This window comes from Ramlibacter humi (assembly GCF_004681975.1).
Classification (GTDB): domain Bacteria; phylum Pseudomonadota; class Gammaproteobacteria; order Burkholderiales; family Burkholderiaceae_C; genus Ramlibacter; species Ramlibacter humi.
Genome location: NZ_SMLK01000001.1, coordinates 1,132,557 through 1,145,994 on the forward strand (window position 1 = coordinate 1,132,557; position 13,438 = coordinate 1,145,994).

A 13,438-nucleotide genomic window follows, 5' to 3' on the forward strand; every position below is an offset into this window, starting at 1 on the left:
GAGACCGCGATGAACGCTCCGGACAACGCCCTGCTCACCCGCCAGCAGCTGTACCGCGACATGGACCCGCACCACCTCACGCCGCTGTGGGAGGTGCTGCACGCGCTGGTGCCGCCCAGGCCGGCCACGCCTTGCGTGCCCGCGCACTGGAAGTACGGCGAGGTGCGCCCGTTCCTGATGCGTGCGGGCGAAGCCATCACGGCCGAAGAAGCCGTGCGGCGCGTGCTGATCCTGGAGAACCCGGCCCTGCGCGGCCAGTCGGCCATCACGCAATCGCTGTACGCGGGGCTGCAGCTGATCCTGCCCGGCGAAATCGCGCCGGCGCACCGCCACACGCAGAGCGCGCTGCGCTTCATCGTCGAAGGCAGCGGCGCATGGACCGCGGTGGACGGCGAGCGCACGAGCATGCATCCCGGCGACTTCATCATCACGCCCAGCTGGACCTGGCACGACCACGGCAGCGAAGCCGACGGCCCCGTGGTGTGGCTGGACGGGCTGGACATCCCGATGATCCGGTTCTTCGACGCCGGCTTCGCCGAGAACAGCCAGGCGAAGTCGCAGCAGGTGACGCGCGGCGAAGGCACCAGCTTCGCGCGCTACGGCCACAACATGGCGCCGGTGCGGCACGAGGCGCCTTTCGGCGCGACCTCGCCGATCTTCAGCTACCCGTACGAACGCAGCCGCGAAGCGCTGGACCGCCTGGAGCGCGACGCGCCCGTCGACGCGTACGACGGCGTGAAGCTGCGTTACGTCAACCCGCTGACCGGCGGCTCGCCCATGCCCACCATGGCCACGTTCATGCAGAAGCTGCCTGCGGGATTCGACGGCCAGGGCTGGCGCCAGACCGACGGCGCGGTGTACAGCGTGGTCGAAGGCACGGGCAGCGTGGACATCGAATGGGGCGGCCAGCGCCGGCGTTTCGAGTTCGGTCCGCGCGACCATTTCGTCGTACCTTCATGGCACACTGCCCGGCTCGCGTCGCAGGCCGGTTGCGTGCTTTTCAGTTTCTCTGACCGGCCGGTGCAGCAGGCGCTGGCCATCCATCGCGAAGAAAGGTTGTCATGAGTTTCGTCATCAACGCACCCGCCCAGGTCTCGGTGCCCGTCGTGGGCCGCGGCGAGAAGTTCCCGGTGCGCCGCGTGTACTGCGTCGGCCGCAACTACGTCGAACACGCCAAGGAGATGGGCTTCACCGGCCGCGAGCCGCCGTTCTTCTTCTTCAAGCCCGCCGACGCCGTGGTGCCCGTGGCCGCCGGCGAGACCGGCACCATCGCCTACCCCAGCCTCACCAAGGACCTGCACCACGAGATCGAGCTGGTCGCATGCATCGGCACGGGCGGCAAGAACATCAAGGCCGCCGACGCGCGCAAGCACATCTGGGGCTACGCCGTGGGCCTGGACATGACGCGCCGCGACCTGCAGGGCGAGATGAAGAAGCAAGGCCGCCCGTGGGAGATCGGCAAGTCGTTCGAGCAGTCGGCCCCCATCGGCCCCATCACGCCCGCCGCGCAGGCCGGTGACATCGACAACGCCGAAGTCTGGCTGCAGGTGAACGGCAAGGACCGCCAGCGCAGCAGCGTCACCAAGCTGATCTGGAACCTGGACGAGATCATCGAGCACCTGTCGGCGGCCTGGGAGCTGGCGCCCGGCGACCTGATCTACACCGGCACGCCCGAAGGCGTGGCCGCGGTGGTGAGCGGCGACACGCTGGAAGGCGGCGTGGGCGGGCTGGAGAAGCTGCGCGTGAAGATCGGCTGAGGCGCAGGCACGCACGAAGGGCTCCCCTTGCCGGGAGCCCTTTGCTTTTGCTTGTTTAAACTTCCCGCATGCCGCCGTTCCGCACCCCGATCAAGCATTGCCGCAACTGCGGCGCATCGGTGGCCTACCGCGTGCCCGATGACGGCGACACGCGCGAGCGCGCCGTGTGCCCGGCCTGCGGCACCATCCACTACGAGAACCCGCTGAACGTCGTGGGGACCGTGCCGTACCTGGGCGACAAGGTGCTGCTGTGCAAGCGCAACATCGAACCGCGCTGGGGCAAGTGGACATTGCCCGCGGGTTTCATGGAACTGGGCGAAAGCACGGCGGAAGGCGCCGCGCGCGAAACCGACGAGGAAGCCGGCGCCGACGTGCAGATGGAGGATCTGCTCACCGTCATCAGCGTGCCGCGCGTGGGCCAGGTGCACCTGTACTACCGCGCGCGGCTGCTCAGCGACCGCTTCGATCCGGGGCACGAGACCATCGAGGCGAAGCTGTTCGCGGAAGACGAGATCCCCTGGGAGGAGATCGCCTTCAAGACGGTGCGCGAGACGCTGCTGTGCTACTTCGAGGACCGCCGGCGCGGGCACTTCGGCGTGCACAACCTCGTGGTGAGCTGAGCCTGGCGCTCAGTTGCGGATCTTGTTGCTTTCCTCGCGCAGGCGAGCGTCTTCCCTGAGCTTGATGCACGCGGGGTAGCTGGCGAAGCCGGGCTTGGCGCATTCGCTCTGCAGGCACAGTTCCTTCGCCAGGAAGATCCTGTCCTTGCACGTTTCGCCGGGCGGGACGACGCGTTGCGCCGACTGCCGGTTGGCGGACTGCGCTTCATCGGCCTTGCGCTCCGGTACCGCAGGCGTGGACGCAGGTTGCGGTGTGGGTTGCACGATGGTCGCAGCCGAAGCAGCGGAAGCCCTGCGAGCGGGCGACGGCGCCTTCGCCGCCGCTGCGCGCGATGCCGGGGCGCGTGCCGCGGACGCGGCGCTGGCAGGCATGGCGGCGACGCTGGCCGCGGACATCGCGGCGCTCGCGGGCAAGGCGGCAGAGGGCACCGCGGCGCTCGCGGGGACGACCGCGGCCGAAGCCGTTTCCACCGGCGGAACAGCGGGTGCCGCGGCAGGCACGGCCTCGATTGGCGCGCGCGGCCGCGCCGACCAGGCGGCCGCGCCAATCGCGATGACAGCGACCGCGGCCACGCCGGCCCACAGGGGTGCCCTGGATTTCTTGGGTGCAGCGGCCGCAGGTGATCTGGCGGATGCAGGAGACGGCGCGGGCGCCGCGGCAGGCTCGGGCTGCGCTTCCACCAATGAAGGCTCGGCCTGCGTCAAGGCCGGCGCAGGCACTTCAGCTTCCTGCTGGATGGCGGGGGCGATCGCCGGTACGGATGTCCCCGGCAAGGTGCCCGAGCGCCGGACAGGCACGGGCACTGCCGGCACCTGGTTGGGCGGCAGCGTCATGCCGCGCAGCATGGTGCGTTCCGGATCGTTGTCGGCGCCTTGCAGGCGTTCCAGCCGGCGGCGCGCCAGGTCGGCGTAGATGCCTTCGGGGAAACGGGCCAGGAAACCTTCCAGTTCGCGCGCATCGGTGGCGTCGCGCACGTCGCGCCAGTACTCCAGTTCCAGTTCCTGCGTGATCGGCGCGCCGGGGATGGTCTCGGCGCGGCGCAGCGGCATCGAAGGCTGGGCCGCCACGTTCACCGGCTGCGGGGGCGGCGCCCCCAGCGCGCCGAGGTCGACACCCTCGAAGGCCTGCTGCAAGGCCTTCGAAAAATCGTCCGCCGTCTGGAAGCGCTGCTCGCGGTCCTTGGCCAGCGCGCGAGCCATCACCGTGTCGACGGTGCGCGGCAGGCCGGGCACGACCGCGCTGGGCGGCGGCGGCTCGTGACCCAGCACCTGGTGGATGATGGAGAAATCGTTGTCGCCGTCGAACGGCCGCGCGCCGGTGAGCAGCTGGTAGGCCAGCACGCCGGCGGAGAACAGGTCGGCGCGCGAGTCGACCTTCAGGCCCTGCACCTGCTCGGGCGCCATGTACTTCAGCGTGCCGATCATGCTGCCTTGCGTGCGCGTGGCTTCGCCGGCGATGCGGGCCACGCCGAAATCGGTGAGCTTCAGGCGGCCACCCGGCTCGCGCAGCAGGTTGGCGGGCTTGACGTCGCGGTGCACGACGCCCTGGCGGTGCGCGAAGTCCAGCGCCGCCAGCATGTCGGTGATCAGGTGAAGGGCCTGGCCCGGCGGGTACAGCTCGCCGCGGTCCAGGTGCTGCTTCAGGTCGTCGCCCTCGACGAATTCCATGACCAGGAAGGCGGTGTCGCCGTCGCGGTCGGAGTCGTAGACGGTGACGATGTTGGGATGCAGCAGCCGCGCGGCGGAGCGCGCCTCGACGCGGAAGCGCTCCTCGTATTCCTTGCCGGCGGCGGAGCCGAGCGCGTCGACCATGATGGTCTTGATGGCGACGCGGCGGTCGAGGTTGGGATCGCGGGCTTCGTAGACCACCCCCATGGCGCCCTTGCCGAGCACCCGGACCAGCTCGTAGCGGCCCAGCTTCTTCGGATGCACGTGCCAGCCCTGCCGCGCGCTATCAGGCGATGACGGCGAATTCCACCCGGGGGGCGGCTTCGGCTTCGCGCTCGCAGCCCAGGGTGATCAGGCCGTTGCCCACCAGGTAGCACTCGGTGCGGCGCAGCACGAGCGGCGTGTTGCCGCCGCCCATGTACACCCAGGTGCCGAAGCTGGACTGGTCGCTGAGGATGAAGTGGCCGCCTTTCCAGTCGACCGTGGCGTGCACGCGCGAGACGCGCGAATCGTTCAGCGACAGGTTGGCGGTGGCGGCGCGGCCCAGCGTGAGGGAGGTGCCGTGCGGATCCATGCGCAGGGTCTGGCCCGCGCCGGTGAGTTCCAGGTGCGCGTTGGGCATGGCCTTGAACATCGACGCGCCCATCATGGTGGCGTCGGCGTCGCGCTCGGGCTGCCACTGCACGCGGTAGACCTCGGTCTGCTCGTTCTTGCCGCGCAGGAACATCGGGCCCAGGCTGCGCAGCTTGCCGCGCAGTTCGGCGTTGAGCGACTCGCGAACGCGATTGGTGGTGAGGATCTGCTCGGCGCCGGCCAGGTCGGCCAGGCGGGCGGCGCTGTTGACGGCGTCGCCGTAGCAGTCGCCCTCGATCTCGACCACTTCGCCGGATTCCACGCCCATCTGCATCTGCACCGCCTTGCCGGTGCCACCGGGATAGACCGGCGTTTCCTGCAGGCGCTTCTGGATGCCGACGCAGGCCGCGATGGCATCGGACTCGTCGGGGAACACCACGAACAGGCCGTCGCCGAGCAGCTTCACGACGCGGCCGCGGTGCTGCTCGAAGCTGCGCGAAAGCGCCGTCGTCAGCTGGGTGACGAAACGGCCGGCAGTCTCGTCGCCGAGGCGCTCGAAGATGCCGGTGCTTCCGACCAGGTCAGCAAAAACAACGGTGGCCATGTGGCGGGGATTGTATGCGCCAGCTCAGCCGGAAACAAAGAAGCCGGCGCGACGGTTGTCGCGCCGGCCCTGTGCCGTTGCTTGAACGATGAAGCGTTCTGGAGGGAACGCTGGTAAGAATGGTCGGCGTGGCGGGATTCGAACTCGCGACCCCTTGCACCCCATGCAAGTGCGCTACCAGGCTGCGCTACACGCCGAGCCCGCCATTATAGCCCGCGGATCAGTGGCCCGACGAGAGCAAGTCGCGAATCTCGAACAGTTCGCGCCGCACGAGCAGCAGCTTCTCGGAAACGGCGCTGTCTTCGGGCCCCGGCGTGCTGTCCTCGAAGTCGTCGGGCAACTGCGAGTCGAAGGCTTCGATCACCTCCACGCCTTCGAGCATCACTTCGCCATTGCGGCGCTTGTCGCGCTCGCCCTGCACGATCTCCTGCAGCTTGTTGCGCGCGCCGCTGATGGTGAAGCCCTGGTCATAGAGCAGGTCGCGGATGCGGCGGATCATCAGCACCTCGTGGTGCTGGTAGTAGCGCCGGTTGCCGCGCCGCTTCATGGGCCGCAGCTGCGTGAATTCCTGCTCCCAATAGCGCAGCACGTGCGGCTTGACGCCGCACAGGTCGCTGACCTCACCAATGGTGAAGTAGCGCTTGGCCGGGATGGCAGGAAGTGCTTTCTCCACTGAAATCAATGCGCTAGGAGGGAAAGCTGCTAGGTTACTCTAAGACCGCTTCGGGCGCAAAGCGCGATGCGCCGCCCGAGCGAGGCGCTGCTGTCGTGAGCGTGCCGCTCAGGCGGCGTCGCCCGAGCCCTGGCCCTGGATCTGTTCCTTGAGCTTGTGGCTGGCGTGGAAGGTGACCACGCGGCGGGCCTTGATCGGGATGGTCTCGCCGGTGCGCGGGTTGCGGCCGGGACGCGGGGCCTTGGTGCGGATCTGGAAGTTGCCGAAGCCGGAGATCTTCACGTCCTTGCCTTCGACCAGGCTGCCGGAGATGAGGTCGAAGAAGGCGTCGATCATGTCCTTGGACTCGCGCTTGTTCAGCCCGATCTGCTCGAACAGCAGTTCCGCCAGTTGCGCCTTGGTCAGCGCCGGCGTCTCCAGGCTCTCCACCGTGAACCCCATCGTCGCCTCTTCCTTTGTTGTTGTGAGCATCGACTCCTCCCTAACCCCGCAGGCGGCCACCCAGCTGCGTGGCGACCCGGCCGACCACGGCGCGCACGGCAGCCTCGATCTGGTCCTCGGTCAGTGTGGCGTCGGGGCTGGCGAGCGTCAAGCGCACGGCGAGGCTTTTCTCGCCCGCGGCCATGCCGGCCGTCGCCTGCTTGGGCTTGTAGACGTCGAACAGCAACGCGTCGCGCAACAGGCCACCGGTATCGGCGCCGTGGATCGCTTCCATCAGCGCGGCATGCGTCACCGAGTCGGCGACGATCACGGCGATGTCGCGCTCGGCCGGCTGGAAGCGCGGCACCGGCGTGAAGACCGGCACGTCGCGCGCCAGCACCTGGCCCAGGTCCAGTTCGAACAGCACCGGCGCATGCGGCAAGTCCCAGGCCTGGCGCGAGCGCGGATGCAGTTCGCCCACGTGGCCGGCGGACACGCCGTCGATGATCACTTCCGCGCAGCGGCCCGGGTGCATGGCGGGGTGCGTGGCGGCGCGGTATTCCGCTTGGCGCGGCGCCAGCAGCGCCTCGACGTCACCCTTGGCGTCGTAGAAGTCCGCCCCCGGCGCCTTGCGCGCCCACTGCAGGCCATCGGGTTCACCGTAGGCCAGGCCGGCCACGCGCATCGGCTGGCGGACGCCACGCACCGTGGTGTCGCCGGTGGCGACCGAAGCGTCGCGCAGGAACACGCGGCCGATCTCGAACACGCGCACGCGCTCGGCCTTGCGGTCCAGGTTGAACTTCAGCACCTGCAGCAGCGAGCCCATCAGCGATGAGCGCATGACGCTCATCTGGCTGGCGATGGGGTTCAGCAGCTTGATCGGGTTGGCGTTGCCGGCCAGGTCGCGCTCCCAGCTGTCCTCGACGAAGCTGAAGTTGATCGTCTCCTGGTAGCCCAGGGCGGCCAGCAGGCGCCGCACCGCGAACGCAGAGCGGCGGCCCTCCGGCGGCAGCTTGGCGGTGATGGGCGCCAGCGGCGGCGTGGTGGGCAGGTGCTCGTAGCCGACGATGCGCGCGACTTCCTCGATCAGGTCTTCCTCGATCGCGAGGTCGAAGCGGTACGGCGGCGGCGTGACGACGATGGTTTCGCCGTTCGACTGCGCCGGCAGGCCGAGCCTCTCGAACGCATCCAGGCACGGGTTCGCGGTGAGCGGCATGCCGATCACCTTGGACGCGCGCGCCACGCGCAGCGTGACGGGCTTGCGCTCGGGCAGCGACAACACCTGGTCGTCCATCGGGCCGGCTTCGCCGCCGCAGACTTCCAGGATCAGGCGCGTGATGTGCTCGATGTGCTCCACCGTCAGGCTGGGATCGACACCGCGCTCGAAGCGGTGGCCCGCGTCGGTGGAGAAGTTGTAGCGGCGCGATCGGCCCTGCACGGCCTGCGGCCACCAGAACGCCGCCTCGACATACACGTTGCGCGTGTCGTCGGACACCGCGGTGGCGTCGCCGCCCATGATGCCGGCCAGCGACTCGACTTCCTTGTCGTCGGCGATCACGCCGACCTTCTCGTCGACCGTGATCGTGTTGCCGTTCAGCAGCTTGAGCTGCTCGCCCGGCTTGCCCCAGCGCACGTCCAACGTTCCGTGGATCTTGTCGTAGTCGAAGATGTGCGAGGGACGGCCGAACTCGAACATCACGTAGTTGGAGATGTCCACCAGCGCCGTGACGCTGCGCTGCCCGCAGCGGGCCAGGCGATCGACCATCCACTGCGGTGTCTTCGCCTTGGTGTCGACGTTGCGCACCACGCGGCCGGAGAACCGGCCGCACAAGTCGGGCGCCGACACCTTCACCGCCAGCTTCGCGTCGTTCTTCGGTTGCACGGGTTCGAACTTCGGCTGCACCAGCGGCGCGCCGGTCAGCGCCGAAAGCTCGCGCGCCACGCCATACACGCTGAGCGCATGCGCCAGGTTGGGCGTGAGCTTGAGCGTGAAGACCTGGTCGTCGAGGTCCAGCACTTCACGCACGTCCTTCCCGAGAGGCGCGTCGCTTGCCAGTTCCATCAGCCCGGCATGGTCCTCGGAAAGCTTCAGCTCGCGCGCCGAGCACAGCATGCCCTGGCTTTCCACGCCGCGCAGCTTGCCCAGCTTGATGGCGAAAGGCTTGCCGTCGTCGCCCGGCGGCAGTTCGGCGCCGACCAGCGCCGTCGGCACGCGGATGCCCACGCGCGCGTTCGGCGCGCCACAGACGATGTTGAGCAGCGCGCCCTGCCCCACGTCCACCTGGCACACGCGCAGGCGGTCGGCGTTGGGGTGCTGCACGGCTTCCTTGATCTCGCCCACCACCACCTTGGTGAACGGGGGCGCGACGGGACGCAGGTCTTCGACCTCCAGCCCGCCCATGGTCAGGACGTCGGCGATCTGTTTCGTGGCCAGCGGCGGGTTGCAGAACTCGCGCAGCCAGGACTCGGGGAATTGCATGATGTCGGTTTCGGCTCGCGGTGGTTCAGCGGAACTGGCGCAGGAAGCGGACGTCGCCGTCGAAGAACAGACGCAGGTCGCTCACGCCGTAGCGCAGCATGGTCAGGCGGTCCGGCCCCATGCCGAACGCGAAGCCGATGTACTTCTCGGGGTCCAGCCCCATGTTGCGCACCACCGCCGGGTGCACCTGGCCGGAGCCGGCCACTTCCAGCCAGCGGCCGGCCAGCGGACCGCTCTGGAACTGGATGTCGATCTCGGCGCTGGGCTCGGTGAACGGGAAGAAGCTGGGACGGAAGCGCAGCGCCAGGTCGTCGCTCTCGAAGAACGTGCGGCAGAAGTCGGTGAAGACGACCTTCAGGTCCTTGAAGCTCACGTTCTCGCCCAGCCACAGGCCTTCGCACTGGTGGAACATTGGCGAGTGCGTGGCGTCGCTGTCGACGCGGTACGTGCGGCCCGGCGCGATGACGCGGATCTCGGGCATCTGGCGGCCCGCGTATTTCTTGACGTGCTGCTGCGCGTAGCGCACCTGCATCGGGCTGGTGTGCGGGCGCAGGTTGTAGGGGATGCCGTCCTCGCCGTCGATGTCCACGTAGAACGTGTCCTGCATCGAGCGCGCGGGGTGGTTGGGCGGGTTGTTCAGCGAGGTGAAGCTGTGCCAGTCGCTCTCGACTTCGGGGCCGTCGGCGACGTCGAACCCCATGCTGGCGAAGATGCGCTCGATGCGCTCCATCGTCAGGCTGACGGGGTGCAGCCCGCCGGGCTCGCGCACGCGGCCGGGCAGCGAGACGTCCAGCGCCTCGGCCTGCAATTGCGCCTGCAGTTCGGCGTCGGCCAGCGCCTGGCGGCGCTCGTTCAGCGCCGCCTCGATCGCCTGCTTGGCCACGTTGATGGCCGCGCCGCGGGCCTTCTTCTCTTCCACCGGCAGGGCCGCCAGGCCCTTCATCAGCTCGGTGATGCGGCCGGCCTTGCCGGTGAACTGCGCCTTGGCGTTCTCCAGCTCAGCGGGCGTGCGGGCCTGCGCGAACGCGCTGCGCGCGCTCTCGACGACGGAATCCAGTTCGTTGCTCATGCGAATGAAAAACGGGGCCAGTGCCTGCCAGCCCTAGCCCCGTTCCAGTGGGTTGGTCCGGGCGCCGCGGATGCGGCGCCCACCGTGAGACATCAGGCCAGCTTGGCCTTGACCTGGTTCACGATGCCGGCGAAAGCCGCCGGGTCGTGCACGGCGATGTCGGCCAGGACCTTGCGGTCGATGTCGATGCCGGCCTTGCGGATGCCGTTGGCGAACTGGCTGTACGTCAGGCCGTTGGCGCGGGCCGCGGCGTTGATACGCGCGATCCACAGCTGGCGGAAGACGCGCTTGCGCTGGCGGCGGTCACGGTAGGCGTACTGGCCCGCCTTCATCACCGCCTGCTTGGCGACGCGGAAGACGTTGCCGCGGCGGCCGCGGAAACCCTTGGCGAGGGCGAGGACCTTCTTGTGACGGGCGCGAGCCGTCACACCACGTTTGACGCGAGGCATGTGTTTTCTCCTTGTCCGATTACAGGCCGGCGAACGGCAGCATCTGCGCCATGTGACCCATGTTGGTCTCATGGACGGCGGTCGGGCCGCGCAGGTGGCGCTTGTTCTTGGTGGTCTTCTTCGTCAGGATGTGACGCTTGAAGGCTTGGCCCCGCTTGACGGTGCCGCCGGGACGGACGCGGAAGCGCTTCTTCGCGCTGCTCTTGGTCTTCATCTTGGGCATGTGAATGCTCCTTCTCTCCTTGTGCTCGTGAGGCGCCGCGAATCCTTCGCGTCTTGATGGCCCCGAGCCACTTGTGCGGAGAGCCTTGCGGCTCTCCACTGATCGGCGCCGAAGCGCCGCGGGAAGGCACAAAGCCTTCCCATCACCGGACCGCGCCGGCGACCAACCGATGCGATCTGTGAACTCCTCTTACGCCGTGGCCGCCCCTGCGGCCTCGGTGGCGGGCTTGGCAGCGCTGCCCGCCTTCTTGCGGCCCGGCGCGATCATCATGACCATCTGCCGGCCTTCGAGCTTGGGGAACTGCTCCACCAGGATGGTGTCGCCCAGCTCGTCGCGGATGCGCTGCAGCAGCGCCATCCCGATCTCCTGGTGCGTGATCTCGCGACCGCGGAAGCGCAGCGTGATCTTGCACTTGTCGCCCTCCTCAAGAAAGCGCCGGATGTTGCGCATCTTGATGTTGTAGTCACCGTCGTCGGTGCCCGGGCGGAACTTGATTTCCTTGACCTCGATGACCTTCTGCTTGGACTTCGCTTCCGCGGCCTTCTTCTGCTCCAGGTACTTGAACTTGCCGTAGTCCATCAACCGGCACACGGGCGGGTTGGCGGTCGCGGCAATCTCAACCAGGTCAACGTCCAGCTCGCCGGCCATGCGAAGGGCCTCCTGCAGGCTGACGATTCCCAGCGGTTCGTTTTCCGGCCCGGAGAGGCGGACTTCCGGGGCCATGATTTCCCGGTTCAGGCGGTGCTTGCGTTCCTCGCGTTGGCGGCGGTCGCGAAAGTCAGTAGCGATGGTCTGGATCCTTCAAAAACGAAAAGCCACTGTTGCCAGTGGCGAAGCCGCCCCAGTTCATGCCCTTGGCGACAGCTGGACTTCGGTGGAAATCAGCTCTTGCTGGCGGCGTCCGCTGCAAGCTTCCCGGAGAAAGCCTGGAGGGACATCGCGCCGAGGTCCTGGTTGCCCCGGGCACGCACTGCGACGGCACCTGCTGCCTTCTCCTTGTCGCCCACGACCAGGATGTAGGGCAGCTTTTGCATCGAATGCTCCCGTATTTTATACGTGATTTTCTCGTTGCGCAGGTCGAGCTCAACCCTAAACCCTTGATTTTGCAGAGTTTTTGCAACCTCCCGGGCGTAGTCGGCCTGTCCGTCCGTGATGTTCAGCACGGCGACCTGCACCGGCGCCAGCCAGGCGGGCAGCGCGCCGGCATGGTGTTCCACCAGCATGCCGATGAAGCGCTCGAGGCTGCCGACCATGGCCCGGTGCAGCATCACCGGGTGGGCGCGGCCGCTGGTTTCCGTGACGTAGTCCGCACCCAGGCGCTCGGCCGTGTTGAAGTCCACCTGCATCGTGCCGCACTGCCAGTGGCGGCCCAGCGCGTCCTTGAGCGTGTATTCGATCTTGGGGCCGTAGAACGCGCCCTCGCCGGGCGAGATCACGAAGTCCACGCCCGAGCGGCGCAGTGCCTCCATGACGGCATGCTCGGCCTTGTCCCACAGCGCGTCGGAGCCTACGCGGTTGTCCGGCCGCGTGGCCACCTTGTAGAGGATGTCGGTGAAGCCGAAGTCGCGGTAGACCTCCTGCAGCTTCGCCGTGTAGTCCACGCATTCGTCCAGGATCTGGTCTTCCGTGCAGAACGAGTGCCCGTCGTCCTGCGTAAAGCCCCGCACGCGCATGATGCCGTGCAGCGCGCCCGAAGGCTCGTTGCGGTGGCACTGGCCGAACTCGCCGTAGCGCAGCGGCAGGTCGCGGTAGCTGCGCAGATGCGACTTGAAGATGAGCACGTGGCCGGGGCAGTTCATCGGCTTGAGCGCGTAGTCGCGCTTCTCCGATTCCGTCGTGAACATGTTCTCGCGGTAGTTCTGCCAGTGGCCCGTCTTCTCCCACAGGCTTCGGTCCAGGATCTGCGGGGCCTTCACTTCCAGGTAGCCCGTGTCCTTGTAGACCTGGCGCATGTACTGCTCCACCTGCTGCCACACGGCCCAGCCCTTGGGGTGCCAGAACACCACGCCCGGCGCGACGTCCTCGGTGTGGTACAGGTCCAGTTCGCGCCCCAGCTTGCGGTGGTCGCGCTTCTCGGCCTCTTCCAGCATGTGCAGGTATTGCTGCAGCTCTTCCTTCGTGGCCCAGGCCGTGCCGTACACGCGCTGCAGCATCTCGTTGCGGTGGTCGCCGCGCCAGTAGGCGCCGGCCACCTTCATGAGCTTGAAGTGCTTCAGCTTGCCCGTGCTGGGCACGTGCGGGCCGCGGCACAGGTCCTCGAAGCTGCCCTCGCGGTACAGCGACACGTCTTCGCCCTGCGGGATGCTGGCGATGATCTCGGCCTTGTACTGCTCGCCGATGGACTTGAAGTACGCGACGGCCTCGTCGCGCGGCAGCACGCGCCGCTGCACGGGCTCGTCCTTGGCCGCCAGCTCGCCCATGCGCTTTTCGATCGCCTGCAGGTCCTCCGGCGTGAAGGGCCGCTTGTACGAGAAGTCGTAGTAGAAGCCGTTCTCGATCACCGGGCCGATGGTGACCTGCGCGTCGGGGAACAGCTCCTTGACGGCATAGGCCAGCAGGTGCGCCGTCGAATGGCGGATGACGTCCAGGCCCTCGGGGTCCTTGGCCGTGATGATGGAAACAGGCGCGTCCTGGTCCACCGTGAAGGCCGTGTCGACCACCTTGCCATTCACCTTGCCGGCAATGGCGGCCTTGGCCAGGCCCGTACCGATGGAAGCGGCGATGTCGGCCACGGAAACCGGGCCCGGGTACTCCCGGCGCGAGCCGTCGGGAAGCGTGATGGAAATCATGTCGTGCAAGCTCCAGCGGATGCGGAAAAACAAAAAGCGCGGCCTGTAGCCGCGCTTTTGCTTTGAATCGGGGTTTGCTTCTTCGGTGCGCGCGACTACGCGGCCATCAACGGG

Annotated in this window: 13 protein-coding genes and 1 tRNA gene; 3 read left to right on the plus strand and 11 right to left on the minus strand. The window is 67.9% G+C overall.

All coding sequences use genetic code 11. The features are described from left to right. The first annotated feature begins 9 nt into the window (after positions 1–9). The 3 genes from gtdA (at position 10) to EZ216_RS05225 (ending at position 2,377) form a co-directional block, all read left to right on the plus strand. Positions 10–1,065, plus strand: coding sequence for a gentisate 1,2-dioxygenase (gtdA, locus tag EZ216_RS05215; RefSeq protein ID WP_135248496.1), 1,056 nt, complete (start codon positions 10–12; stop codon positions 1,063–1,065). Next, positions 1,062–1,757: a fumarylacetoacetate hydrolase family protein gene (locus tag EZ216_RS05220; RefSeq protein ID WP_135248497.1), complete on the plus strand. Its 696-nt coding sequence runs from the start codon at positions 1,062–1,064 to the stop codon at positions 1,755–1,757. The genes gtdA and EZ216_RS05220 overlap by 4 nt, the downstream gene beginning before the upstream one ends. A 68-nt stretch (positions 1,758–1,825) precedes the next feature. Next, complete coding sequence (locus EZ216_RS05225; RefSeq protein WP_135248498.1) at positions 1,826–2,377, plus strand: NUDIX hydrolase; 552 nt, start codon at positions 1,826–1,828, stop codon at positions 2,375–2,377. A 9-nt stretch (positions 2,378–2,386) separates the two neighbouring features. Here the strand turns inward: EZ216_RS05225 and EZ216_RS05230 are convergent, their stop codons facing one another. The 11 genes from EZ216_RS05230 to thrS form a co-directional block, all read right to left on the minus strand. Next, positions 2,387–4,309 carry a serine/threonine-protein kinase gene (locus EZ216_RS05230; protein ID WP_135248499.1) on the minus strand — a complete coding sequence of 641 codons (1,923 nt, stop codon included), beginning with the start codon at positions 4,307–4,309 and terminating at the stop codon, positions 2,387–2,389. Positions 4,310–4,331: 22 nt separating this feature from the next. Next, positions 4,332–5,222 (minus strand): adenylate/guanylate cyclase domain-containing protein, encoded by an 891-nt coding sequence (locus tag EZ216_RS05235; RefSeq protein WP_135248500.1) that lies wholly within the window; start codon positions 5,220–5,222, stop codon positions 4,332–4,334. A 120-nt stretch (positions 5,223–5,342) separates the two neighbouring features. Then, a tRNA-Pro gene (locus tag EZ216_RS05240) sits at positions 5,343–5,419 on the minus strand. Between the two features lie 23 nt (positions 5,420–5,442). Then, positions 5,443–5,895, minus strand: a complete 453-nt coding sequence (locus tag EZ216_RS05245; protein ID WP_135248501.1) for a MerR family transcriptional regulator — start codon at positions 5,893–5,895, stop codon at positions 5,443–5,445. Positions 5,896–6,003: 108 nt separating this feature from the next. Further along, positions 6,004–6,336, minus strand: a complete 333-nt coding sequence (locus tag EZ216_RS05250; protein WP_135249119.1) for an integration host factor subunit alpha — start codon at positions 6,334–6,336, stop codon at positions 6,004–6,006. A 40-nt stretch (positions 6,337–6,376) separates the two neighbouring features. Next, positions 6,377–8,794, minus strand: a complete 2,418-nt coding sequence (gene pheT / locus EZ216_RS05255) for a phenylalanine--tRNA ligase subunit beta (protein WP_135248502.1) — start codon at positions 8,792–8,794, stop codon at positions 6,377–6,379. Between the two features lie 25 nt (positions 8,795–8,819). Continuing rightward, positions 8,820–9,863 (minus strand): phenylalanine--tRNA ligase subunit alpha, encoded by a 1,044-nt coding sequence (gene pheS / locus EZ216_RS05260; RefSeq protein ID WP_135248503.1) that lies wholly within the window; start codon positions 9,861–9,863, stop codon positions 8,820–8,822. Positions 9,864–9,955: 92 nt separating this feature from the next. After that, positions 9,956–10,312, minus strand: a complete 357-nt coding sequence (rplT, locus tag EZ216_RS05265) for a 50S ribosomal protein L20 (protein WP_135248504.1) — start codon at positions 10,310–10,312, stop codon at positions 9,956–9,958. A gap of 19 nt (positions 10,313–10,331) precedes the next feature. Beyond that, entirely contained in the window at positions 10,332–10,535 is a 204-nt protein-coding gene (gene rpmI, locus EZ216_RS05270) for a 50S ribosomal protein L35 (RefSeq protein ID WP_135248505.1), read from the minus strand. A 189-nt stretch (positions 10,536–10,724) separates the two neighbouring features. Continuing rightward, a complete protein-coding gene (infC, locus tag EZ216_RS05275) occupies positions 10,725–11,333 on the minus strand; it encodes a translation initiation factor IF-3 (RefSeq protein ID WP_135248506.1) in 609 nt (202 codons plus the stop codon). A gap of 83 nt (positions 11,334–11,416) precedes the next feature. Further along, complete coding sequence (gene thrS, locus EZ216_RS05280) at positions 11,417–13,324, minus strand: threonine--tRNA ligase (protein WP_135248507.1); 1,908 nt, start codon at positions 13,322–13,324, stop codon at positions 11,417–11,419. Between the last annotated feature and the right edge of the window lie 114 nt (positions 13,325–13,438).